Raw genomic sequence first — 25,188 nt, 5'->3', positions numbered from 1 at the left:
GGCCTTTCATAAGGATTTCCTGTCTTTTCCAGTGGCAAGCCAAGGCTTTAAGCTATATAGCACCCGGCTGTGAAGTAGAAATGATGGATGAGTTGTACCAATGAAGAAAATGTTAATGGCCGTGATTTTCGCGATCTTTGCGGTTTCGGCCAACGCGCAAACCGCTGCACCCGATACAAATGGTGCGGTTGCTGCGACTTCAAATCAGGCGGCTTACCGAATTAACGCGGGGGACGATATTGAAGTCTATGTTTGGGGTGAAGAGCGCCTTCAACGACAGATCCGGGTTTTGCCAGATGGTACCTTTTCTTTTCCGCTGGTCGGCAGAATAGAAGCAGCCGGCAAACTACCCTATGAGATTGAAGCCGTAGTTAGCAAAGGCCTAGAAAACCAATATCGTGGGCAGGTGCCGCAAGTTACCGTTTCGGTGAGCACGCCATCTGGCTTGCAATTTTCTGTGATGGGCCGCGTTAACTCTCCGGGCAGCTTCACGCCAGGACGTTACGTAAATCTGCTGGAAGCGTTGAGTTTGGCTGGTGGCCCTAGCCAATTTGCCGATCTTGATGGCATTTCCATCGTCCGTAAAACGCCGAACGGCTTAACAACTATTCGCGCAAGCTTGGGCGGCTTGTTTAAGCGCAGCGGTGCTGCGAAGGCCGTTTCCAGACGCGCCATTCCAACTATTCAAACAGGCGATACGGTCATCGTACCATAAACGAAATATCCGCTGGGGGGAATAATCGTGCATAAATCAATTTACTACACAAGTTCGTTGAGTCTTGTGGTCGGAACCATCCTTTGCGCCGCACCGGCCATGGCAGAAACCGAATTTGTCACAGATGTTGCGGTTGGCGTTGGGGCTTCCACCAATCCATATCTGGAGAGCGGTCCGGTTGAATCAACAGCCAGTGGTTCAATCAGTGTTGCTCCTCGGCTCAGGATTACGGAGGCTGCGACAACTTTTAATCTCCGCGGCTTTGCCCGGATTGAGGAATATGAACGAGATTTTCGGGCAAATAATAGTTTCGGCGTGAATGGTAGCGTCGAGCATGGCCTTTCCGAACGGACCGAAATTCGAGGGCGTTTGGGTTATCGGGGCAGCATCGTCGGGGTAAATGATGATTTCTTCAACCCACCTGATGTAATTGATGATAATTTTCTACCGCCGATAGCCGATGATATTGCTCTAAATGGTTTGAACCAACGGCGGCATAGCTTCCAGGCGGGTGTGGGTCTTTCTCACAGCTTTTCCGCGCTGGACAGTATCAGTGTTGATGCCGGTGCAACCGCAATCCGTTTTGCCGATTCCGCAGTGCAGGACGAGTTTAACTCGTTCAACCAGAGCATTGGCTATTCACGGATTTTGTCTGACCGCACGTCGATCGGTGCTTCTGCGGGCTTCAACCAAATCAATTATTTGGGGCAGCGTACCGGAGATTCGTCAATCATCAGCCCTGCACTAAATATAACACATCAAATTTCAGAAGATTTCACCATTTCTGCATCTGCTGGTGTTTCCTTCGCACGGTCCAAAAACCTGGTTGGCAGCACAAAAAGTACCGATTTTTCCGGATCTTTTGATATTTGCCGGGACAAAGAAAATAACCAACTATGCTTTGGGGCCAGCCGCCAAACACTGCCAACTTCGTTCGATGGCGTCCGGTCGCAGACATCGTTCAACATTGGCTATAGTCATAAGCTGAACCGTGATGACAATATCAGTTTGAACGGAAGCTATTCCAGATCATCCAATTCGGTATCCGGTATATCAGATGATTTCGATTATCTTCGCACATCGGTGACCTATAATCACAAATTCCAAGAGCGGTTCACCGGATTCGTATCCTTTGGCTATTCCGACTCTTATCAAGACGCTATAAGCCGTAAGGCGAATGCTCAGGTGAGTATCGGTATACGTCTAACTTTTGGTAATAATCGATGAACATAGAAGATCTTGATGAACAAGAATCTGAAGGCGGTAATTTCCTGTCTCAGATACCTGTCATCATTTGGCAGCGGAAATGGCTCTTTATCATTCCGTTTTTGCTCTGCGCTGTAGCTGGTATCGCATCTTATTTTCTACTTCCGACGGTTTATCGGTCGCAAGCCATTTTGCTGGTGCAGTCTTCGCAGCTGCCCGATGATGTCGCCGGTGATGGTGCCAGCGAGATAGTTGACCGTCGTATTGCCCGCATCAGGCAACAAGTGCTCAGTCGTCCCGGATTGATCGAGCTTATCAACAAGTACGAGCTTTACAAATCAGAACGCGGCAGTGATCCGTTGTCTGAAATAGTTGAAAATATGAGAGACTCAGTTGAAATCGCACCGATGACAGCTGACGTGCAACGTGTGCGGAGCGGTCAGAGTGCGACCATCGCATTTGCATTGGGTTACGAATATTCTGACCCGGTAAAAGCACAAAGTGTTGCCCAAGACTTGACCGAACAGATTTTGCAACTGGATTCCACCGTTAGTTCAGAGCAGGCGAGCAGCACAGAAGAATTTTTAATTGATCAGGCTGCCGGGTTGGAAACTCAAATTCGAACCATTGAAGGGCAAATTGCCACGATTAAAGCACAGAATGGTAATGTGCTTGGAAATAGTGGCGTGATGTTCGGTGGTGGCGGTGGAGGCTATGATGTTCAAATAGCCGCATTACAGCGCGAAAATTCTCAGCTTATTTCACAGCGGGACGATGCGTTAAAGTCGTCTAACCGCGATCCCGTGGTAGCCGCTGCAGAACAACAGCTGGCTGGCGCTCGGGCGATCTATTCCGATAATCATCCAGACGTTATCCTTGCCCAGCAAAGACTGGCAGAAGCGAAAGCGCTTGCTGATCAAAATCTGTCAAAGCTGCCGGTTGATACGATTAATCAGCAAATTGCTTTCAACAACACGCAAATTGCGACCTTGCGGTCAGCAAAAGCTCAAGAAAATGCGCGGATGTCCGCGTCATTAAATGCCCAATCGCGGGCCCCTCTTATCTTGCAGCAAATCGAACAGTTGCAGCAAAGGCTAAACGGCTTGAACGAGCAGTATCAAGGTGTTTCGACCCGGTTATTGGCGGCACAGGCCGGTGTGAAGGCTGAAAACGAGCAGATGGGCGAGCGACTGTCTGTAATTGATCCTCCGGTTATTCCAGACAAGCCATCTTCACCAGATTGGCTTTTGCTCACTGGTGGTGGTTTAGGAGCCGGATTTGCGCTTGGTTTCTTGCTCGTGTTTGGAACCGAACTGTTTTTGCAACCTATTCGCGATCCGAAAACGATATCCAATGCCATGGGGGCAGCGCCTATGGTTGTCGTTCCTACGATCAAAGAGATAAACGAAGAAAAATCTGGATTTAGCTTATGGCCTTTTCGGCGCCGTGAGGCTCATGCCGAAGAGTTTTAAGCGACCCTAATTTCTCATATTTTGGACAATGCCCAGTGCTTAGTAGCAACGACAAACCATCTGATTTTTCAGGCTCAGTTGTGATCCCCAACCCATCACAGCTGGAAGCATTAGTGCCCGATGAAGCGACGCTGGAAACCAACCATATTGTTGGTTTTGACGGCAATGACATCCGTTCACGGCCTTTCAACCTGTTGCGCTCGCAAGTGGTGAAGACGCTTGATGCGAACAGATGGAAACTTTTCGGTATGACGTCCGCGACGCCGGCAGCCGGCAAGTCTTTTTTGTCGATGAATCTGGCTGCGGCACTGTCGCGTTTATCTGAGAAGCAAATATATCTGTTTGATTTTGATCTGCGACGCGGATCACTGGCTGAGGCCTTGGGTATAGAAGGCAAAGTTGGCCTTGGCGAATATCTTGCTGGCGAAACAGATGACCTGCAATCTGTCGGTCGCCGCATTGGTGATAGTAACTTGGCGATTTTCCCGTGCTATCGTGTCAAAACCAATTCTGCGGAACTATTGGCTGGGAAGCGGTTTGAAGCGTTGATGGCTGCGATAAAGAGCCTTCCTGATGATGTGATTGTAATATGTGATTTACCGCCTGCATTTGCGAATGACGATACCATCATGATCGCCCAGCATCTTGATGCCTATATGCTGATTATCGAGCAAGGGATCACAACCAAAAAACAGATGAACAACACGGTTTCTCTGTTGAAGCCTACGCCGTGCCTTGGAACGGTTCTCAACCGCTATGTTGGCGGTCTGATTGATCCTTATGGCTATGGTTATGGCAACTCGGAATATAGCAAATATTATTCCGACTGATCCATCGGTCAGAAGCTGATTGAGTTCATACAGACTGGATCAGCGAAAATCTTTATGGAATTCGTGGACCAGGTCATGAGTGATTTCTTGTTTCAATTGTCCAGGAACCAATGAAAAACAAGCGGTTCTGCCGATGATCTCTGGCGATCCCAGATAGTCTTCTACAACCAGATAATGGGGTCTTCCAACATAGTCATCGATATAGAGCGTGCAGCTGGCTTTCGCCTTCTGCGCATGATGTGCTGAAGCCATGGCGCATGCGATGCGGAAACGACCATCGACCAATATCATGTCCGGAAATCTATTTGATTGCCCAATCTTGGCAAACGCCTTTTCTGTGTAATTTCTCCAGCGCTTGTGCCGTGTTTCCGATGGCCGCGTAAAAACAGGATAGCCCCATTCTTCGGTTAGTCCGATATCACTGTGGATGATGGTAACAGGGGCGCCTGTTCCAACTTTTCTGCGAACTGCATCAGCATAGTTTTGATCACTTTCGACGCAAATTGTCTCTACCCCCGCTTTGGCCGCTAAAACGGTTGAGGCACCGGATCCAAATTCAAGATAAAATTCTGATTTTTGTATTTCTTCGCGAAATAGTGCGTCAAATTCGGGATCAAATGCTGGCTGATCAGGAATAGTGATATCGCTGGACGAGGAAAAGCCTCGCAGTCTTATGGCTCGCCAGAGTGCGCGCGCGTCATTCACAATTTGTGGATATTTTGACATAATGGAGAATAACCTTAGATCGGTATTTAATAAAAATGATTTACCGTTCTGTTAACCCAATCACTGCGCATTATCGGAAAAGCGACTATTTTTGATCAGGAGCGGCGATCATGTTGGATTTTAACGGAAAAAGCGCATCGACACATTGTCCACACAATGTATAGGAAAACGCGGTCGCAGTTGGTTTTTGGTGGAGTAACATATTGGCATTGGAACAACTCAACTCTCTTTGGGTCGGCAATAAACTGAGCTATCTTGAGCGTCTGTGTCTTCAATCTGCTTTGGCTGTGGGACATGATTTTACCCTCTGGTCTTATGAACCTGACAAGCTTGAAGGTGTACCGGATGGCATCGAACTGCGGGATGCGGCTGAGGTCATGCCCCGTGACAGATTATTGACCTATGCAGATACGGGTTCGGTAGCATTGGGCGCAAATTTCTGGCGCTATGAGCTGCTGGCCAAGGGATTGGGCTATTGGGTCGATATGGACTTCTATTTTCTGAAGCCATTGGATTTCGACTCCGATCATGTGTTCTGCTGGGAATATGAAGGTTGGGTCAATAATGCCGTCCTTTTGGCGCCCGAGGGCTCGGCAATGGTATCTGACCTCATCTCAATACCGCAGCCTAATACACGCCCGCCTTGGTTCGGTCCAAAACGATCATTGGCATTTTACTGGCAAAGACTAACCAAAGGCCCAATCGGTTTGGACGAAATGCCATGGGGTACTTATTCCTCTGGCCTGGTCACTCATGTCATCAAAAAGAACAAACTCGAGGCCTATGCCAAGCCGCCAAGCGTCTTTTATCCGGTTCGATGGAAGGATGCGCGGGACTTATATGAGCCGGCAGAAGTCGTCGAAGCCATGCTGGAGGATGATACCGTTGCCGTCCATATGTGGCACAGCCGATTAGTGGGCTTGTTTGATAAGCCCCCTGCCCCGGGCTCTTATATCGATCTTGCCTGCAAAAAGCATGATGTCGATACATCCTACTGAATAGGCGGCCCACTAATCCATTACAACTATCTGTTAAGAGCCCGTTTTAACTTGCGGGCAACGCCCACAAAATCGCGCACTATTGGGATTTTGTCGAAAAAGCGCAGTTCAGCAATGTCAGTTCGTGATGGCCGCTGATTGCCCAGGGCCGGTTCTGCAAATAGTGTGGCAATATCCGGATGGGCACGGCGGTACCAGATATAGGCCCCGTCAATGGGCGGGTGCATACCTTCATATTCCAGGTTTTTAAGATAGTCTGCGAGATGCATCGCTGTTTCTGGCGCAAATCCCATCATATGCGCGCCAATAATGTCGCTCTCGAGCAGATTGTCAGGGTTACTTGCTTCATAGCCGCCATAGAAGATCGACCAGGCTTGTGGCGGGACATAGTCTTTCGCACCGGGAATGAAATCGCAATCATCTTCGAGAATCAATACACGATGCCCGTTGGTCGCCGCCTCTTCCAGTATCGCCAGATGGCTTTGAAAAACACCGCGAGCGCCTGGCGAGCTGAATGTCCCGGCATCTTCAAACTGAAAGGCATTGAAGAAAGCCACACGCGGATCATCGAGCAGACCCAATCGCGCCAATTCGCCCTCCATCTCGGCACGGCGATCCGTACGATAAGGAAGGTTGATGATGCGAATGCTGTCAAACTGGTCGAAAATCATGATTGCTGTCCCTGTGGGGATGTGAAGTTGATAGTCTATCGCATCTGAAAATGATGGCGGTAAAGAAGATACCGCAATTTTGCCGCTACAATGTGATATTACAGATATCTCGAGACTGTTTATTGTTTATTTATAAAAGATTGCACCGCCTTGTTGACCCTTTACCATACGCGCTATGAAACGGAATATGCCCAGGCTTTCTCCAAATTTCCCGACAATATTAAGTGTTGCGATCTTCCACGAAAACCCATCGCCAGCACCTTGCTTGACTGCCATGCGCGCAATCTGAAGCAAATATACTCCCGGCAGCAACAGCAATAAAAGCGGATGGAAAAAGACCGCTCCTGCAAGAAAAAGCAGTGGCAGCACCACGGCCCAAAATATCGCTCGCGCCAGCTCTCGACCATAGAGCGCGGTGCCCACTTGCCGCGTTGTCCACCAGACTTGAGCATAGCCGAAACCGCTTCTCACGGCGCGTAGCCACCATTGCCGGAAATGGTGCATATCTGCGTCGTGGATCGTCATAGGTTGATCAATGCGCCATATCTTCAGGCCATTACTTCGCATGCGACTACACATTTCTGGCTCTTCGCCTGCTATTATGCCACTATTATAGCCGCCGACGGCGGTAAGAGCGCTGACCCGCATCAAGGCATCGCCTCCGCATGCATTGCTCTGGCCAATATCGGTATTCCATTCTTGATCGCAGATCCTGTTGTAGAAGGAAGCCTCGGGATAACGCTCTTTCCGGCGACCACAAACGACGGCAGCATCAGAATGTTGGTCAAGAAAATCAACGGCCGCTGCGATCCAGCCGTCCTCGATTTCACAATCCCCATCAACAAATTGCACATATTCAATATCAGGCGCAATCGAGAGCAATCTGTCAAAACCTTCATTCCGTGCCCGTGCGGCGGTAAACGCTATTGTCAGGTCCAGATCGAGAACATCTGCGCTCCGTGCTTTCGCGGCTGCCGGGCTGCCATCGGTCGATGCGGAATCAACATAGACAATAGGCAACCCCAACGGTGCGAGAGAGTCGAGACATTGGATCAAGCGATTCCCCTCATTGCGCCCAATGGCCACAATCCCAACGCGGCCACGCACTGTGGATGAAACAGCATCCATCTTGTCTTTGCTGGCTTGAGCTTTGTGATCAGCCATTGATGATGCTCCCATATTCGATCCAGGTTGCAAAATCGGCGACCAATCCCAATTGCATGAACAGATAGCGCCACATCATAACGAGAACCGCAAAAAGGCCAAGTAAAGCAACATCTTGTTTCAGAAATGAGAGGCCTTCTTTCCATTGCGAAAAGGACAATGAAATATAGCGGAACAGATCGGCAATCGCGATAACGCAAAGGGCTGCAACAAAGCCGGAATATACCAGCGCCAAAGGAACCGCGATGACCAGCCACAGCAATTTTGCCAAATTAGCCTGTGCACTGTGAACCGACTTTCCGATTCCCAGCATGAAGGACTCTCCCATCGTTGAGAGAATGGAAAACCATGCGCCTGCCATCAAGATCGGCAGCATGAATGCCGCTGCAATGTAGCGATCATCATAAAATACCAGAATGACGAGGTCCGACAACGCCACGACGATGGAGAGCCCGCAAGCTGTGACTAGCAAGGCTTTCAGTCGCAAGCCTGATACCGCCGGCCGGAGTTCGGAGCGATCTTTGGCAAATGCTGCAACTTTAGGGAAAATCAACATTGCGCCAACACGCTGTACCAACATGCCGATCATGTCAGAGAAGGTCCGCGCAATGCCGTAAATGCCCAAAATCGCGAACGGAATTTCTTTGGCAAAATAGAGCCGATCGAAATTCATCGCCAAGAAAAAGACGACGGAAGAGGCAAATACCCACTTACCAAAGGATATAATCGCCCGGACATGTTCATGGGATATCTTGATCCGGTGGACGCGAAAATCAATCAGGAAAAAGCTGGATGTTGTTGAAATCGACGTCGCTATGATCAGACCGAATACCAGCGCCCAGATGGTCGGAGAATAAAGGGCCAATGCGATGTGGACCACCGCAGAAACCGCTGCAATAAATACATCAAATAGCGCAATTTTCCTCACTTCTTGATGCTTTTGCAAAATGAAGCGTGAAGGCGATTGAAATCCGGTGAGTAGAAAAACAACCGATATAATGGGAATGATCTCTACCAGTTGCTTGCTGTCATAAAATTCTGCAATTGGCTGTGCGAGCAGTAAGGCGATCGCAAAAAGCAGCAACCCGCGGATGATCTGAATGGTCCAGGCCGTATTGTAGAAATCAGGTTGATCGCCTTTGCGATTGCTGACGATATTCTGTCCAATGCCGACGTCAGATAGCAATTCTATCCCGGTGCGGAGCGTATTGACGATGAGCATGACGCCGAAAAGCTGAGGCGCCAAAAGCCGTGCCAGAACAATATTGGTAAAAAGCCGCAATCCTTGAGAAACGCCATAGGAACCGGCAACCCAAGTGATTTGGGATAACATCTGACGAGAAACCATTATTATCCCTTTGCTCTCGTCCGCCCGACCATGTTTTGTGCCCTATCGCAAGTTGATGCAGGATACATCACAAAAATTGATCGTTTCCCAGCATGGTGCAATGCCATCATAACGCCAATTTATGGTTACCAAGGAAAAACCCGCTGGCTTGAACCCTGTATAGATAGTCGCATCAGTTAAAGAGTTTTTGATATTGAGCGCCGAATAGTGATAAATGTCCCATGGATTTTCGGGGGAATATTCTATAGCCGCCTGATCATTCATTGGTGGTTTCAATATTTGCCGGTTGGCAGGGGAAGAATATAGATCATGAGATTCATTGCCTTGGCTGTGATCATATTTTCCGTTCCGGTCTTTATGGTTCTGCTGCAACAAAATGCAAAATACCGGCGTTATCTGTATTTTGCGGTTGGTTTTTTGCCATTTGTTATTTCCGCCTGGAATCTGGATGCCGCCATTATCAGCTGGGCGACCTGGCCGGGACAAACAAAGGGCGTGATCATCACCCTTCTGGATGCGCTGGCTCTGGCTATTGTGATCAGAAGCCGAAGATCGCCGTTGTCGTTTCCATTCACAGCGCTTTTCATAGCCTATATTGGGGCAGCAGCACTATCCATCATCTTCTCAACGACCCCGCAGGCATCGTTTTTCTATGCCTGGCAATTGGGAACAGTGCTTTTGGTATTCTGGGCCGTAGCCAATGTCGCGATGACAAAAGACGGTCCCAAGATGATTATTGCAGGCCTGGTCTGCGGCATAACGCTGCAAGCCGGTTTTTCTATCAGCCAAAAATTCTCCGGTGTGGTTCAAGCCAGTGGAACAATGGGACATCAAAATCTCTTGGGCGTAGCGACCCATTTCGCGCTCTATCCCTCTCTCGCGATGTTGATGGCTACGAAAAAGGCCAAGTTGCCAATGCTGGGCGTGGTTGCGGGTTTGATTGTGGTTGCCTTTGGTGCGTCCAGGGCAACGATCGGGCTGGCTGGTATCGGCGTGATGCTCGTGATCTTCCTGTCAATGGTCCGCAAGCCAACGGCAAGGAAAACCAAGGTTGCCGCTATTGGATTGGTCATTCTGGCGATTGCAACGCCTGTCGCTATTTCCTCGTTGCAGCAACGTTTTGCGATCACGTCAACCGAGGGCAGCAACGAAGAACGGCAAGCCTTTGAGCGGGCTGCCAAGATGATCTGGGCCGACCACCCAATGGGCATAGGCGCCAATCGATATGTTGTTGTCGCGAATACGGAAGGATATTCCGAAAGAGCAGGCGTCATATGGAACAGGGGAAGCCGCTCGGCACCCGTTCATAACAGCTATTTGCTGGCCGCGGCAGAAACCGGCTTCATTGGGCTTATATGCTTTGTGCTGCTGATTTTCGTCCCCATCGTGGCGGCTTTCCGATTTGCTTGGGCCAATCGCAAGGATCCCAAGGGTGACATGGCCGTCGGCATTGGTGTGACATTGGTCATCTTTGCCATGCACAGCTTTTATGAGTGGGTCATGCTGACATGGGTCATTCAATATATGCTGGCCATCGCTATTGGCATGTTGGCGGGCTTTATCACCTATAGGAAAGCGGAAAAACGCGCAGCCATTATCGCCAAGCGGCGCGCACAATCCGAAGATAGCGACGAAGCCGTTCCTGCACTCGCCAAGCAAGTTTAGCCTCTGTCCGCCCCCTGGGCTGGCAATATTATTGTTCTTTAACAGGCCGGGTATTGGAACTCAGATACGCCGCATAACCCCCTGTAAAGGAAGATATAACGCCATCCGCTTCCTCTGTGGCGTATTGTGTGGCTTCCTCTTCAGTGCTTTCATATTCAATCTCGTCCTTCTTGATCGCAGCGATCATGGCACTGCGCTCATCCGGGCAAGCTGTTACCGCGGCCTTGTTAAAGGCGCGGCGGGCTGTTTTCTGGTCGAGATGGGTAATCGTAAAGTCCGTGAGACAATTGGAATAACTCACCCTGGCCGTCTCCGCATCGGCGGCACTGAATGTGGCTGCACTGAACAAGGCGATGGATAATATGCTGAACATAGATGCCTCCTAAAAAGTCTATGGCGCAGCATATCATATTTTTCGGAAAGGAGGCCAGTAAAACCGCAGAAGGAACCAGCTTACACGATGCGTTGCTTGCTTGGTCGATTCCGTCCTAACTATAATATATATTACAATGCATTAGGGCAATATTCCAATAATTGATCGTAATACGCCCGGCATTGATCTGCGATCTTTTGCTGCGCGCTGGTCAATTTTGGTTGATGATCTGAGGGCGCAGCAAAGGCTGTTGTGTCGATGACGCGGTTATACCAATGGGACGCCCATATTCCGTCCGTTTCTCGAGGCCCTGCTTGCCAGTTCAACATGGCCGGATCCCAATCGATCGCGAGCGCGATGCACAGCTCCTTCAATCGTCCCTCAGGATCTTTTAAAGTATCCGCACTATCCAGCACTATTGGCGCGATTCCGCTCATTTGAGCCGCCTGGTCGCAATATTCCAGTTGCCGGGCATAACCCAGATCATCGGGCGTCACCTCGACCCGCTTTGCTGCATAGCTCGCAACCACATGATCCGGATCGCGGATCAGGAAGGCGTGCCGGTGATCGGGAAAGTCCGCAATCGACACCTTATCCACCATGTGGTGCGGCATATGTTTCTGGTACCAGATGACCTTACCGCCCGGCACTGGCCCGCGCATGGCCTGCGCGACTGATCCCCAATCGCAATCCATTGATGCAATGATCTGATCCGCCATGGGCTGCTGAAAACCGGTCTTTTTCAGAAATGCTCCGTAAAAAGGCTCATCGCTGACCGCGCAATCGGCCCGGCTGCCAAAGCTGCGCATCATCGCGGTCGAGATGTTGCGCGGACCGGACCACATGGCAATGCGAACCGGCGATGACGTCATGCCGCCGTATCGCTTTCGACCAGCGCTTTATAGAGGCTTTGCAGCCGTTCGACCATCGGCCCCCTGCCCTTGCTCAATACACGACCATCCACCTCTGTCGCAGGCACAACACCCGCAAAAGTCCCGGTCACAAAGGCTTCGTCGGCGCCATATACGTCGGTCAGGGAGAAATTCTTCTCATATACCGGGATATCATTCTCGCGGCAGAGCTGGATCACATTGCTCCTGGTGATACCGCCGAGACAATAATCACCGCTGGAAGTCCAGACTTCGCCTTTGCGGACAATGAAGAAATGGGTGCTGTTGCAAGTCGCCACGAAGCCCTGCGGATCCAGCATCAATGCCTCGTCCGCGCCAGCCTGTGTCGCCTGAATACAGGCGGTAATGCAGTTCAGCTTGCTATGAGAATTGAGCTTGGGGTCCTGCACCGCCGGATCGCCGCGCCGGACATGCACGGTGAACAGCCTTATGCCATTCTCTACCGTACTCGGCAGCGCTTCCTTATATTCCGGAATGATCACAATCGTCGCCGGAGAGATAACCACCCGCGGGTCCTGATAAGGCGTTGAGCGAATGCCGCGTGTCACCATCAGGCGAATGTGGCAGGCAGTCATGCCATTGGCCTCTATGGTCTCATACAGCCTTGCGATCAGGGCTTCCCGGCTGATGCCAATATCCATCGCAATCGCCTTGGCACATTCAAACAGACGATCCATATGGGCATCCAGAAACGCGATTTTGCCTTGATGTACGCGCAGGCCTTCCCAGACCCCGTCGCCCAGCATGAAACCGCTGTCAAAAACCGACACCATGGCCTCGGCCCGCGGCGTGATCACGCCGTTTACGTTGATCAGGATGGTTTCGTTGCGCGGATCCTCGATATAATCATGCGTGCCTTTGGCCATCCTGGATTCCCTCATTAACTCCTCTCCCCTTGAGGGAGAGGAAACCAAAGCCTTAGCGCCGTAGGCGGTTAGGCGACGTTGGCGAGGGGTTAAGGGAAAGCGCAACCAAAATAGCTTCCAAAACGCCCTCTAAATTTTCATTTATCTCATTATTCCAATATCTAAGAACAGAGTAATCGTGCTTTTTCAACCATTGATCGCGCGCCAGATCATGATCACTATCATAATGCTGCGATCCATCTGCTTCCACAATCAGTTTCTGTTCGTGGCATATGAAATCAACAATATAGGGCCCTATTGGTTGTTGTTTTCGAAACTTATATCCGCCCACTTGCCGGTCTCTTAATCGGTTCCAAAGCAGGCGTTCCTGCGGTGTCATGTCGCGACGTAGCTGTTTGGCGTGTTTTAGAGTTTGCGGTTTATATCCGGCCATTGGCGTTTGACCTCCACCCCTCACCAAGATTTTCTAACGAACAAGTTCGTAAGCAAATCTCTCCTCTCCCTCAAGGGGAGAGGAGAGTTGTTCTTGCCAGTTTCGGCCATTTTCCTCTCCCCTTGAGGGAGAGGACAACGAAGACTTAGCGCCGCAGGTGCTTAGTCGCAGTCGGTGAGGGGTAGCGTCTAAGCACAAAGCCAGTGTTTGCCGCCTACCCCTCACTAAGACTTGCTAAGCAATAAATTGCCAAGCCAAGTCTTTTCTCTCCCTCAGGGGGAGAGAAGTAAAATCCCTGCTCCCAATCTGCGCCAAAATGATCGAATCTATCGATACTTCCCTTCTCAACTCCTCTCCCCTTGAGGGAGAGGAAACCAAAGCCTTAGCGCCGAAGGCGGTTAGGCGACGTTGGTGAGGGGTAACGTCTGATCACATATGCAAAACCCGCTCATAGGCGTCGAGCACGCTTTCATGCATCATTTCGCTGAGTGTCGGATGGGGGAAGACGGTGTTCATCAATTCCGCTTCGGTCGTCTCCAGCGTCTTGCCCACGGTATAGCCTTGGATCAGTTCGGTAACCTCCGCCCCGATCATATGCGCGCCGAGCAATTCGCCAGTTTTCGCGTCGAACACAGTTTTAATGAAACCTTCGGTCTCACCCAGCGCAATGGCCTTACCATTGCCAATGAATGGGAAATTCCCGACTTTGACGTCATGACCGGCTTCCTTGGCCTTGGCTTCGGTCAGGCCAACGCTGGCAATTTGCGGATGGCAATAGGTGCAGCCCGGGATATTGTTCACATCCATTGCATGCGGGTGGCCGCCCGCTATCGCTTCCACCGCGATAACGCCCTCATGACTGGCTTTATGAGCAAGCCACGGTCCGCCGGTGACGTCGCCGATAGCATAAATGCCCTCGACATTGGTCCGGCACATCGCGTCCGTCTTGATATGGAAACGCTCGTCCGGTTCGATGCCCAGTTCGTCCAGGCCGATGGTTTCGACATTGGGCTGGATGCCGACCGCGACAATGACGTGACTGAAGTCATGGCTGGCTTTCTTGCCTTTGCTGTCTTCAATCTCCGCCTTGACGCCCTTGGCCGATGTCTCGATGCTCTTGACGCCAGCGCCAGTCATGATGGTCATGCCCTGCTTCTTCAGGGATTTTTCGAGGAATTTCGAAATTTCCTCATCCTCGACCGGAACAACGCGATCCATCATCTCGACCACGGTCACGTCCGCGCCCATGTCATTATAGAAACTGGCAAATTCAATTCCGATCGCGCCGGAGCCGATTACCAGCAGTTTCTTGGGCATTTCCGGCGGCGTCATGGCGTGGCGATAGGTCCAGATGCGCTTGCCATCAGCTTTCGCAAAGGGCAGATCCCGTGCCCGTGCGCCAGTGGCGATGATGATATTCGGCGTGGTCAGTTCTTCGTCGCCCTTCTCGGTTTTGACGGCGACCTTGCCCTTTTCGACAATCTTGCCGTCGCCCATCACAACATCAATCTTGTTCTTCTTCATCAGATGCGTGACGCCCTGATTAAGCTGTTTCGCCACCCCGCGAGAGCGTTTGACCACCGCGTCCAGATCCGCGCTGATCTTCTCCGCCGCCAGACCATAGTCCGCGGCGTGCTTCATATTGTGGAATACCTCAGCCGAGCGCAGCAGTGCCTTGGTCGGTATGCAGCCCCAGTTGAGGCAGATACCGCCCAAATTTTCGCGCTCCACGATGGCGGTTTTCAGGCCAAGTTGGGAAGCCCGGATCGCGGCGACGTAACCGCCGGGGCCGGAACCGAGGACGATGAGATCGTAAGATTTTTCAGTCATATTGCACCTTTTCATCCTCTCCCCCTGCGGGAGAGGAAACCAAAGCCTTAGCAACTTGTTGCTTAGGCGACGTTGGAGAGGGGGCTTTCAGCGCTGCAAGTATCGCCGTCGCCACCCCATCAGAATTGTTCAAAATATCATTATTCCAGAAACGCAGAATTCGAAAACCTTGTGCTTTCAGATAATCATCACGCTTTTGATCATAGCTATTTTCTGCATGTTGAGAGCCATCTGCTTCCACGATCAATTTTTTGGTAAAACAGACAAAATCGGCGATGTAGTGATCGACTGGAACTTGCTGTCTGAATTTGTAGCCGCCGAGACGTTTGGCGCGAAGGATGGTCCATAATTTGGCTTCCGCTTCGGTGGGCTCGGATCGCATCGATTTTGCCCGGCGGCGGATGATTTCTTCGGGTGTTTCCGGCTCTATGGGACGGCAGACGCCGTCCACCCCTCTCCCTCCCACAGCTGGGCTGTGGGCCCCTCCCTCTCCCGCAAGGGGAGAGGGCAAAGAAATCGACGCATTTTTCACGCTAACTCCTCTCCCCTTGCGGGAGAGGAAACCAAAGCCTTAGCAACTTGTTGCTTAGGCGACGTTGAAGAGGGGAAGTTCCCACTAAGCCAGCATCCCCAACGGGTTTTCGCATAGATCTTTAAACACCTGCATCAACTGCGCGCCGTCGGCGCCGTCAATGGCCCGATGATCAAAGCTGCCGGTGGCGCTCATGATCGTGGCGATTTGCAGGCTGTCATCAATGACATGGGGGCGCTTCTGCCCTGCCCCGATGGCCATGATCATGGCTTGCGGGGGGTTAATCACGGCGTCGAAATTCTTGATGCCGAACATGCCCATGTTGGAGATGCTCGCCGTGCCGCCCTGATATTCGTGCATCTTGAGCTTGCCCTCTTTGGCCCGTTCGGCAAGATCTTTCATCTCGGTGGAGATAGCGCTGAGCGACTTGGTATCGGCGCTGGTGATGATTGGTGTGATTAGACCACCGGGAATGCTGACCGCGACCGAGATATCGGCGCGGGCAAATGTCTTGAGCTGATCGCCGTCAATCGAGACATTGCATTTGGGCACCTGCATCAGCGAGACGGCCAGCGCCTTGATCAGCAGGTCATTGACGGAGAGCTTGACGCCGCGGGGTTCCAGCGTGGCATTAAGCTCGCTGCGCAGCTTGAGCAGCTTGTCGAGCTGGATATCCACGGTCAGGTAGATATGCGGAATGGTCTGTTTTGCTTCGGTCAGACGGCGGGCAATGGTCTTGCGCATGCCGGACAGTTTTTCGGACGTGTGCGGGATATCGAAGTCATTCGCCGCTGGTGTTGGAGCGTGCGCGGTTGTTGGCGCGGGTGCTGCGGCTTCGCTTCTAACCGGTGCGGTGCCGCCTTCGGCTGCATCAATATCGGCCTTGATAATCCGTCCGCCAGGCCCGGAACCGCTGAGCGCGCCGAGATCAACGCCCTTCTGCTCGGCCAGACGCCGGGCCAGCGGGCTGGCCTTGATCCGGTTGCCATCCGATGCCGGTGCGGCAACTTTAGGTGCCTCATCTGTAACCTTTGGAGCAACCTCCTGTACCGGTTCCGCAGGCTTTTCAGCAACTTCCGCAACCGCCTTGGGCTTCTCTGCGGCACTTTCGTCAACTTTCGAGGCAGCGCCAACATCCTCCCCCTCTTCGGCGATGATCGCGATCACATCGCCGACTTTGACATTGTCGGTACCTTCGGCCACGACGATCTTCGCAATCGTGCCCTCATCAACCGCCTCAAACTCCATTGTCGCCTTGTCGGTCTCAATCTCCGCCAGCAAATCACCTGAAGCGACCTCATCGCCCTCTTTGACCAGCCATTTGGCCAGCGTCCCCTCTTCCATTGTCGGTGACAAAGCGGGCATTTGAAGGTTGATCGGCATGGAGAGGAAACCCTTATTCTATAGCAACGTTGCAGGCGTTTATGCGCAAATCACAGGAAAGCGCAAGCCGTGTAAATCTTGCATATCACAGGCTTTTATCGCAAGCATGGTTTTAATAGTAAAAATGCGCAGTCAGTTGGGGAGTTTTCATGCGTACTTACCTGGTGGTTATCGACGAAACCGAAGAGGCAAGCATAGCCCTGCGATTTGCTTCACGCCGTGCGATGAAGACAAATGGCGCACTGCATATTTTAGCCTTGGTTGAAAGCGAAGGCTTTGTCGCCTGGGGAGGTGTTCAAGCTACGCTAGAGGAAGAAGCGAAGAACCGTGCAGAGGCCTTGGTATCGAGTGCTGCAGGCACGTTGTTCGAAGAAACTGGCATTCGCCCATCCATCACAGTGAAAGAAGGCAAAGGCCCTAAAGATGTCCGTAAGATGATGGATGAAATTGACGGCCTGGCTGCTCTCGTGCTGGGTGCTGCCGGCAATGGGACACCTGGTCCCTTGGTGACTCATTTTGCCGCAACGGAAGTTGGCTCTCTCCCCTGCCCGGTCATGGTTGTACCCGGATCGCTGAGCAAGGAAGAAATTGATCGCTTGAGCTAGGGGCCAATCACACGGTCATCTACCATGATGGCGGATATTTGCCGGGCGCCCCCGTTTTCCTTTGCGATGCGGCTTTCCCTTTCCTCGTCGATATGGCTGTTGGCCAGTGGGCATATGATTAGCCCCCTCTGCCAGCTCAAAGAGTAAGCTTCCGGTAGCCGCATTGGCTTCCACCAGTCGCAGGTCCAGTTTTTGGCCGATATTATAGGTTACACCGCTATCAACACCTTCAAGCTGCTGTTTTTGCTCATCATAGTCAAAACGTTCGATGCCCAAGGTGCGGACCGGGACAAGTCCGTCTCCGCCCAGCTCTTCAACCGTCGCGAAAAACCCGAAATTCTGAACTCCGGTAATGCGGCATTTCAGCACCTGCCCAACATGATCGGATAAATGGGCCGAAATGTAGCGATCCACTGTTTCGCGCTCCGCCATCATGGCGCGTCGTTCCAATTGGCTGATTTTCTCGGAAATAGGCTCCAGTCTGGCCGCCATATCCTCACTCAGCCCGCTTTGCGGAGGAATATCTTTGTTCTTCGGTTTGGGCTGTTCCAGTTTGCAGGCACTCACCAAAGCGCGATGGACGATAAGGTCGGCATAGCGGCGGATGGGGCTGGTAAAATGCGCATAGCTGCCCAGCGCCAGGCCAAAATGACCCATATTAGTATGCCCGTAATAAGCCTGTGTCTGGCTGCGCAGGATCTGCTCCATGACCAGCGGCAAAATTTCCGCCTCTCCAACCTGTTCTATCAAACGATTGAACACGGATGGTTTAATGACCTGGCCCAGAGCGAAATTCACATCAAAGCTTTTCAGATAGTCTTTCAGCGCCACCAGTTTTTCACGCGAAGGCATTTCATGCACGCGGTAGATAAGCGGCGACTTTTTGGTTTCGAGCATTTTCGCCGCCGCAACATTGGCCGCGATCATATAGTCCTCGACCAAACGATGAGCGTCCAGTCGCTCACGGACGGCTATTTCGGCAATTCGTCCTTTTTCATCGAGGACCACGCGTTTTTCGGGTAGATCGAGATTGAGCGGTTCGCGGCTATCACGAGCCTTTGCAAGAAGCTTCCAGCAGGCCCATAGCTGTTCGAGAGCGACAGTCTTCATGGGATAGTTCAGTTCACCATCAATCGCGGCTTGCGCATCCTCATAGGCTATATTGCCGGCCAGCCGAACAATAGCGCGAGTGAAGCGAGACGAAATGACCTTACCCTTGGCATCAATTTTAAGATGACAAGCCAAAGCTGCACGATCAACATCTTGCTTTAGTGAACACACGTCCGTCGAGAGCGCTTCGGGTAACATGGGCACGACCCGGTCGGGGAAATAGACACTGTTCCCGCGTTTATAGGCTTCTTTGTCCAGCTTGCTGCCGCTGCGAACATAGAAAGAGACATCTGCAATCGCGACTATGGCTTGAAAGCCATCCACATTGTCGGGGTCATCATCCGACGCCGCCCAGATCGCATCATCATGATCCCGCGCATCTGCCGGATCAATCGCTACAATGGGCAAATGGGTCAGATCTTCACGATCTTCTGCGCTAAGCTTCAGCTTGGCCACATTTTCCGCTTCATCCAGAACATCGGCAGGGAATTCACGCGGAATTTCATATTTGTGGATCGCGATCAGGCTGAATGATTTTGGCGCAAACGGATCGCCCAATATTTCTTTTACCCGGGCCTTGATCTGTGTTCCGCGACCAACGGGCTCCGCGAGGACCAAGTTGCCGAACTCTGCCTCACCGAGATCTGAAATAGCGGTGCTGCGCCGGTGCTTGCGGTCAACGGGCTTCAACCAGAACCGGTCGCGTTCATCTTTCTCGATTATGCCCATCAGCATGTCGCTGCTTTGGGCAATCTTTTTCATCATGAAGGCAATATGCCCCTGCCCACGTTCTTCTGTACGGGCCAATATGCGATCACCTACCGCCAAGGCCGCACGGCGGCCGCGTTCCTTGATACGCAGGCGCGGAGCAGGCACGTTGTCTGCTTCCCAACGTTCGGGTATCCCAACCGCTTCATTGCCGTCGATTTCAACAATCTTCAGGACCGTGACTTTGGGAATACCGCCAATTTTGTGAAAAGCACGGCCTGGGGTGCTGTCGATCAGGCCTTCATCGGCCATATCTTTTAGCAAAGCCTTAAGGGCTATTTTGTCAGAACCGCGTAGCTTAAATGCTTTTGCAATCTCGCGTTTGCCTGCGGGTTGATCCGACTTTTCAATAAAGTCCAATATCTGTTTGCGCGTTGGAACTTGTCTTGGCTTGTGAGATTTGGACGATTTTGCCATCAATAGGCTTTGCCGATAAGTATTCGCTCGACCGCTGGTTTACCCGTAAATATGCAATCACCGTCAACCGCAGCGGCTTGCGTCGGTACATTCCGGAACGTCAATTTCAGCTTCTTCAAACGCTCTTCAATCTGGTCTAGCTCTTCGCCGGTCGCCCGGCACCACTGGACTTCCAGCCAACCAGGATATTTTTTATTCTCTTTGTAGAATTTTTCGACATCCGCAAAATCGGTGAGCCCGCGAGTGATATTCGCGTCCAGCCGCTGCCTGGCTTCGCCATGCAATTTGGTTTGTATCTCTTCGAGCAAAGCGGGAACCTGTTCCGCAAAGACATCTTTCTCAAGAATCTGCGAATCCAGCTTGCCGTTGTCTTTATAAAGCGCGTCGCGGCGAAGGGCTGATACATTGCCCTCCGATACGTCCCGGGGACCGATTTCCAAGATAATAGGCGCACCTTTCTTGACCCAAGCCCAGCGCTTGTTCGACGCTTTGACACCGCTCTTGTCCAGTTTTACCCGAACATTTTCGTCGAAAGCCCGTAGTCCGGATAGTTGTTTGGTCAGCGCGGAGCAGAATTCCAGCACTGCTTCATCTTCGGGTTTGTCGCGTAGCATGGGTATGATCACAACCTGATAAGGGGCAATAAGCGGTGGTACACGCAGGCCATCATCATCGCCATGGGTCATGATAACGCCGCCGATCAGACGGGTAGAGGTGCCCCAGCTCGTGGTATAGGCGAACTGGAATTGCCCTTCCTTGTCCTGATAGCGGATGTTCTGCGCCTTGGAGAAGGTTTGTCCCAAAAAATGTGAAGTACCAGCCTGTAGTGCTTTGCCATCTTGCATCATCGCTTCGATCGAATAGGTCGCATCAGCGCCAGGAAAACGTTCATTTTCCGGCTTTTCACCTGCAACCACGGGCATCGCCAAGACATCCTCAGAAAAGCTGCGGTACATTTCCAAGATTTCGAGTGTCTCTTCCATCGCTTCATCGCGTGTAGCATGGGCCGTATGCCCTTCTTGCCAGAGAAACTCACTGGTCCGCAGGAACATACGCGTACGCATTTCCCAGCGCACAACATTGGCCCATTGGTTGATCATCACCGGCAAATCACGCCAGCTTTGAACCCAGCGGGAAAAAGCTGTTCCGATCACAGTTTCAGAGGTTGGCCGGACGACCAACGGTTCTTCAAGCTTCGCTTCAGGGTCGACGACAAGCCCATCTGCATCATCTTTCATCAATCGATGATGGGTGACGACCGCCATTTCCTTGGCAAAGCCATCAACATGTTCTGCTTCTTTAGCGAAGTAGCTTAGCGGGATGAATAGCGGAAAATAGCAATTTTCATGGCCAGTCGCCTTAATCCGCTGATCCATCAGAAACTGAACCCGTTCCCAAATACCATAACCCCATGGCCGCATAACCATGCAGCCACGCACACCGGATTCTTCGGCCAAATCGGCTTCGGCAATAAGCTGCTGGTACCAAGCTGAGAAGTCATCTTCCCTGGTTACGGATAAAGCGTTTTTCTTCACGTATTCAGTTCCTGTCGGAAAGTTTCAAAATCCATTGGCCCGAAGGCAAGATCAATCGTCGAGATTATCGATCTTCGATTGAATATCTGCAAGCTGCTGTTTGAGCTCCATGATCTCTTTGTCTTTTGCAGACATTTCTTCCTCTTCCAGTTCCGGCTCTGGTTCGAGTTCCGGTTCTTCGTCATTGGAAGCCGTTTTTTCACCAATCCTCAGAGGATTGAGCGCTTTTTCTACGACGCTGCCAAAAGGGCTCGATTTCAGGGCATTTTCAATCGCCTCCTGAAACTGCTTTTGGTTTTTAACAGCCATTTGACCCAACGGGTTCTTATTCAGCGCCCCTTCGACAGCTTCCTGAAACTGTTTCTGGTTTTTGCGGAAATTCTCCATGGAGGCTTCGAGATAAGACGGCATCAGCGACTGCATGCTGTTGCCATACATGGAGATAAGCTGGCGCAGGAAATTGACAGGCAGCATGTTCTGCCCGCTGCTTTCCTCTTCAACAATTATCTGGGTCAGCACATTATGGGTAATGTCATCACCGGTTTTGGCATCGACCACGATAAAATCGACATCATCACGCGTCATTTCTGCCAGAAAATCCAGCGTGATATAATTCGATGTCTGCGTATTGTAGAGCCGCCGGTTGGCATATTTCTTGATAATGATTGGGCCGTCCGGATCGCCTTTTTTTGTCTTCGCCATGTTACCTCCTGTGAACCATATAGCCTTATCTTTCTGATTTTCTGCTGATATGGCCGCAAAATAATATTTGTTGCATAAGCTATTAGCCAAAATTGTGCATCGCCGCAACCGAAGCAGTTCAACCAGTTCGATATATTGCAACTGTCGCGGAAATTAAGGCTTTGCACCATGTGCACTTGCGATATGGCAGATGCTCAGATCAGGTCCAGTAACGGATGAAGCGGTTACCCATTCCTGTGATCAATTCATATTGTGCTATTCCTGACTGAAGTGAAGCCGTCGGCAAATCAAATTGTGCCTTCACCCAGTCTGATTCAGCAAGTTGAGGCGCATCAGATATGTCGATCGCGATCAGATCCATTGACACGCGGCCGAGAACAGAAAGTCTCGTATCATCTATATAAAAAGCGCCTGTATTAGAAAAACCGCGCAAATAGCCATCTGCATAACCCATCGCCAATATGGCAATTGTGTGGCTTCTTTCGGCCACATATTTTGCATTATAGCCAAGCTTGTCACCTTTTTTCAGGTTACGCGTTTGCAATATTTGTGCTTCGGGAAAAACCACTTGTCGGATTATCCCATCAAACTCCGATCGCTGTTTACCGCCATAAAGAGACAAGCCAGGTCTGGTACAATCAAAATGATAGGCTTGCCCTAAAGCAATGCCAGCACTGTTGCTTAAGCTTTGACGTTTCCCGGAAACATGCCGCAATGCGTTTTTAAACTGATCCAATTGATTAGCGTTTTGGCTGACGTCTTCGTCTGCAGAAGCCAAGTGGCTCATTACAATATCGATGTCCATTTCATGCCAGACAAAATCGATCAAATCGGACGTGTTAATCCCAAGTCGATTCATACCACTGTTGATCATCACGTCGCACGGACGGCCAGTCGGCAGCCATCTTTTGGCTTGTTCTATGCTGTTCAATACAGGTTTGGCTGATGATGTCACTGCAAACGGCATATCTTCCGGTCTAACACCGTTAAGAACGGAAATATTGGTGCTTTCATCCGTATATGCTTGGATTTCTGCGGCTTCTTGCCAATTGGCCACGTAAAAATCTTGGCATCCGGCAGATTGCAGACGCCGAAAAACCTGCACAGCGCCAAGGCCATAAGCGTTCGCCTTTATGGCAGCCCCAGCGCTTGCCGCGCCGCTCAAGTCATCTAATACGCGCCAATTTGAGACTAAGGCTTCGCTATCCAGACGTAGCTTTGCTGTCGGTGGGATTTCGATAGTCCTGTCGCTCATATTGTGGCGATAGTGAGTTTATTCCGCGCCGTCGAGTGCTGCTTCTGGATCATCTGGAATACCCCACCAGGCGATGATGACACCGAAGGCAACAACTACCCATGTGTACCAGAGGCCGGCATAGACATCACCTGAGCGCGCAACGATATAGCTCGCAATCAGCGGTAGGAAACCGCCCAGATAACCCGCACCGATATGATAAGGAATCGACATCGAGCTGTAGCGGATTTTGGGCGGAAACATCTCTGCAAGCAACGCTGCTACTGAACCATATGTCAGCGCGCTGAGGGCACCGAGGACCAGCAGAATTGCAACAATTCCCAAGATTCTCATAGCGCTGAGATTTTGCTCGCTAAAATCAAAACCTGATTGCGTTAGTTCTTCCCTGATGCCTGCCCGCCGTGCTGAACCGTCACTTAGCCAGTCCTGTTCGATTTCAATCTCTCGATCGCCAGCAAATAGTTTGAGTTCGTCGGTATCAACGACATCATAAGGAACACCTGCTGCTGTCAGAGTTTCAAGCAACTTTCCGCAGTCACTGGGTTTACTATCCACCAGCTCGGCGAAAGGATCGGTAGTGCATTGCTGTCCCTCGACTCTGACCGGCGCCGCTTCAGCAGCAGATGCAAGTCCCGGATTGGCAAGGCTTCCGAGCGCCCAAAATGATGGGAATAGCAGGAGCAGCGTAAGAATAGCTCCAACCAAAATTGGTTTTTTCCGCCCCACACGGTCGGACCATTTGCCAACGACAAGATAGAAAGACATCGCGATAAGGCCGGAGAAAAACAGGATCAGCTCAACCGTAAGGTCATCGACGTTCATCGGACCACGGAGGAAGGACATGCCGGAGAAAAATGCGGTGTACCAGATGGTTGTCAAAATTCCGGTAATCCCAAACAGGGCGACAAAGATACGCTTCTTGTTGCCAGGGAAAGTGAAGCTTTCGACGAATGGGTTTTTGGCTGTTCGGCCTTCTGCCTTCATGGCCTGGAATACTGGGCTTTCATTCAGCTTCAGACGCATCCACAGTGAAATGCCAAGTAGAATGATCGACAACAGAAACGGCACCCGCCAGCCCCAGTCATTAAATTCCTGCTCCGGGATCAGGAACCTGCAGGCTAGAACAACACCAATTGATAATACAAAACCGCCCGCGACACTGGCTTGGATATAACTGGTGTAATAACCACGCTTTTCGGTAGGCGCGTGTTCCGCAACATAGATCGCTGCACCGCCATATTCACCGCCAAGCGCTAGGCCTTGCAATATCCTTAGAAATATAACTAACACGGGAGCGGCGAGCCCAATAGTCTCAGCGCTGGGAATAAAGCCGACACCGGCTGTGGCGATGCCCATAAGCGTCACAGTCACCAAAAAAGTATATTTGCGGCCCAGTCTATCACCAAGAAAGCCGAACAAAATGGCGCCAATGGGGCGAAATCCAAACCCAACGGCAAATCCCGCCCAGACGAGCAACATCTGCAATGTCTCATTTCCTGATGGGAAAAAGGCTGCACCGATAAGTGTGGCGAGAGCTCCGTAGATGAAGAAATCATACCATTCGAAAATGGTCCCGGCGGATGACGCGCCGATTACGAGTCTGATTTCCTTGTCCGTTGGTTCACGCTGCATTGCAACGGATGCCTCACTCGCCATATCTGCCCTCCCCCGAG

The 25,188-nt window shown here is 51.2% G+C and carries 23 protein-coding genes; 7 read left to right on the top strand and 16 right to left on the bottom strand.

From position 1 onward, the window contains the following. Positions 1-100 precede the first annotated feature (100 nt). Genes BS29_RS09290 through BS29_RS09275 form a run of 4 tightly spaced genes read left to right on the top strand, consistent with a single transcriptional unit; the run spans position 101 to position 4,223 of the window. Positions 101-715 carry a polysaccharide biosynthesis/export family protein gene (locus tag BS29_RS09290; protein ID WP_229953388.1) on the top strand — a complete coding sequence of 205 codons (615 nt, stop codon included), beginning with the start codon at positions 101-103 and terminating at the stop codon, positions 713-715. 27 nt (positions 716-742) lie between these two features. Further along, positions 743-1,942, top strand: a complete 1,200-nt coding sequence (locus BS29_RS09285; protein ID WP_229953387.1) for a hypothetical protein — start codon at positions 743-745, stop codon at positions 1,940-1,942. Continuing rightward, positions 1,939-3,393: a GumC family protein gene (locus BS29_RS09280; RefSeq protein WP_229953386.1), complete on the top strand. Its 1,455-nt coding sequence runs from the start codon at positions 1,939-1,941 to the stop codon at positions 3,391-3,393. Before BS29_RS09285 ends, BS29_RS09280 begins: the two co-directional genes overlap by 4 nt. A gap of 35 nt (positions 3,394-3,428) precedes the next feature. After that, positions 3,429-4,223, top strand: coding sequence for a CpsD/CapB family tyrosine-protein kinase (locus BS29_RS09275; protein ID WP_229953385.1), 795 nt, complete (start codon positions 3,429-3,431; stop codon positions 4,221-4,223). A 39-nt stretch (positions 4,224-4,262) separates the two neighbouring features. Here BS29_RS09275 and BS29_RS09270 read toward each other — a convergent pair whose 3' ends face one another. Beyond that, on the bottom strand, positions 4,263-4,949 hold the full coding sequence (locus BS29_RS09270; RefSeq protein WP_229953384.1) for a class I SAM-dependent methyltransferase: 687 nt from the start codon (positions 4,947-4,949) through the stop codon (positions 4,263-4,265). Positions 4,950-5,152: 203 nt separating this feature from the next. Between BS29_RS09270 and BS29_RS09265 the strand changes: the two genes are divergently transcribed. Then, positions 5,153-5,947 carry a hypothetical protein gene (locus BS29_RS09265; protein ID WP_229953383.1) on the top strand — a complete coding sequence of 265 codons (795 nt, stop codon included), beginning with the start codon at positions 5,153-5,155 and terminating at the stop codon, positions 5,945-5,947. A 26-nt stretch (positions 5,948-5,973) separates the two neighbouring features. Here BS29_RS09265 and BS29_RS09260 read toward each other — a convergent pair whose 3' ends face one another. From BS29_RS09260 to BS29_RS09250, 3 genes are all read right to left on the bottom strand, one after another. Beyond that, positions 5,974-6,618 carry a glycosyltransferase family 25 protein gene (locus BS29_RS09260; protein WP_229953382.1) on the bottom strand — a complete coding sequence of 215 codons (645 nt, stop codon included), beginning with the start codon at positions 6,616-6,618 and terminating at the stop codon, positions 5,974-5,976. Positions 6,619-6,744: 126 nt separating this feature from the next. Further along, positions 6,745-7,782 carry a glycosyltransferase gene (locus tag BS29_RS09255; protein ID WP_229953381.1) on the bottom strand — a complete coding sequence of 346 codons (1,038 nt, stop codon included), beginning with the start codon at positions 7,780-7,782 and terminating at the stop codon, positions 6,745-6,747. Further along, the gene (locus tag BS29_RS09250; protein ID WP_229953380.1) at positions 7,775-9,130 is read right to left on the bottom strand and encodes an oligosaccharide flippase family protein; all 1,356 of its coding nucleotides are present in this window, start codon (positions 9,128-9,130) and stop codon (positions 7,775-7,777) included. The genes BS29_RS09255 and BS29_RS09250 overlap by 8 nt, the downstream gene beginning before the upstream one ends. 309 nt (positions 9,131-9,439) lie before the next feature. Here BS29_RS09250 and BS29_RS09245 point away from each other — a divergent pair, with 309 nt between their 5' ends. Then, positions 9,440-10,795 (top strand): O-antigen ligase family protein, encoded by a 1,356-nt coding sequence (locus BS29_RS09245; protein WP_229953379.1) that lies wholly within the window; start codon positions 9,440-9,442, stop codon positions 10,793-10,795. 28 nt (positions 10,796-10,823) lie between these two features. Here BS29_RS09245 and BS29_RS09240 read toward each other — a convergent pair whose 3' ends face one another. The 7 genes from BS29_RS09240 to BS29_RS09210 all read right to left on the bottom strand — a co-directional run bounded on the left by BS29_RS09240 (position 10,824) and on the right by BS29_RS09210 (position 17,123). Beyond that, positions 10,824-11,168, bottom strand: coding sequence for a hypothetical protein (locus BS29_RS09240; protein ID WP_229953378.1), 345 nt, complete (start codon positions 11,166-11,168; stop codon positions 10,824-10,826). A gap of 131 nt (positions 11,169-11,299) precedes the next feature. Further along, positions 11,300-12,040, bottom strand: coding sequence for a sulfotransferase-like domain-containing protein (locus BS29_RS09235; protein ID WP_229953377.1), 741 nt, complete (start codon positions 12,038-12,040; stop codon positions 11,300-11,302). Beyond that, positions 12,037-12,960, bottom strand: a complete 924-nt coding sequence (locus BS29_RS09230) for an aminotransferase class IV (protein WP_229953376.1) — start codon at positions 12,958-12,960, stop codon at positions 12,037-12,039. Before BS29_RS09230 ends, BS29_RS09235 begins: the two co-directional genes overlap by 4 nt. Positions 12,961-12,997: 37 nt before the next feature. Then, positions 12,998-13,378 carry an endonuclease domain-containing protein gene (locus BS29_RS09225; RefSeq protein WP_229953375.1) on the bottom strand — a complete coding sequence of 127 codons (381 nt, stop codon included), beginning with the start codon at positions 13,376-13,378 and terminating at the stop codon, positions 12,998-13,000. Between the two features lie 429 nt (positions 13,379-13,807). Further along, positions 13,808-15,208, bottom strand: a complete 1,401-nt coding sequence (lpdA, locus tag BS29_RS09220; protein ID WP_229953374.1) for a dihydrolipoyl dehydrogenase — start codon at positions 15,206-15,208, stop codon at positions 13,808-13,810. Next, entirely contained in the window at positions 15,201-15,740 is a 540-nt protein-coding gene (locus BS29_RS09215; RefSeq protein WP_229953373.1) for an endonuclease domain-containing protein, read from the bottom strand. The genes lpdA and BS29_RS09215 overlap by 8 nt, the downstream gene beginning before the upstream one ends. An 84-nt stretch (positions 15,741-15,824) precedes the next feature. Continuing rightward, positions 15,825-17,123, bottom strand: a complete 1,299-nt coding sequence (locus BS29_RS09210) for a pyruvate dehydrogenase complex dihydrolipoamide acetyltransferase (protein ID WP_229953372.1) — start codon at positions 17,121-17,123, stop codon at positions 15,825-15,827. Positions 17,124-17,272: 149 nt separating this feature from the next. Between BS29_RS09210 and BS29_RS09205 the strand changes: the two genes are divergently transcribed. Continuing rightward, a complete protein-coding gene (locus BS29_RS09205) occupies positions 17,273-17,728 on the top strand; it encodes a universal stress protein (RefSeq protein ID WP_229953371.1) in 456 nt (151 codons plus the stop codon). Positions 17,729-17,743: 15 nt separating this feature from the next. Here the strand turns inward: BS29_RS09205 and rnr are convergent, their stop codons facing one another. From rnr to BS29_RS09180, 5 genes are all read right to left on the bottom strand, one after another. Further along, entirely contained in the window at positions 17,744-20,023 is a 2,280-nt protein-coding gene (gene rnr, locus BS29_RS09200) for a ribonuclease R (protein ID WP_229953370.1), read from the bottom strand. Continuing rightward, a complete protein-coding gene (gene proS / locus BS29_RS09195) occupies positions 20,023-21,558 on the bottom strand; it encodes a proline--tRNA ligase (protein ID WP_229953369.1) in 1,536 nt (511 codons plus the stop codon). The genes rnr and proS overlap by 1 nt, the downstream gene beginning before the upstream one ends. A 51-nt stretch (positions 21,559-21,609) precedes the next feature. Then, a complete protein-coding gene (phaR, locus tag BS29_RS09190; protein WP_229953368.1) occupies positions 21,610-22,260 on the bottom strand; it encodes a polyhydroxyalkanoate synthesis repressor PhaR in 651 nt (216 codons plus the stop codon). 199 nt (positions 22,261-22,459) lie between these two features. Further along, on the bottom strand, positions 22,460-23,515 hold the full coding sequence (gene alr, locus BS29_RS09185; protein WP_229953367.1) for an alanine racemase: 1,056 nt from the start codon (positions 23,513-23,515) through the stop codon (positions 22,460-22,462). Positions 23,516-23,533: 18 nt separating this feature from the next. Then, positions 23,534-25,171 carry an MFS transporter gene (locus BS29_RS09180; RefSeq protein WP_229953366.1) on the bottom strand — a complete coding sequence of 546 codons (1,638 nt, stop codon included), beginning with the start codon at positions 25,169-25,171 and terminating at the stop codon, positions 23,534-23,536. Positions 25,172-25,188: the final 17 nt, after the last annotated feature.

It is taken from the genome of Parasphingorhabdus litoris DSM 22379 (genome assembly GCF_020906275.1).
Taxonomy (GTDB): domain Bacteria; phylum Pseudomonadota; class Alphaproteobacteria; order Sphingomonadales; family Sphingomonadaceae; genus Parasphingorhabdus; species Parasphingorhabdus litoris.
The sequence above is the reverse complement of the archived record's forward strand: the minus strand, read 5'-3'. Positions and strand labels throughout refer to the sequence as shown.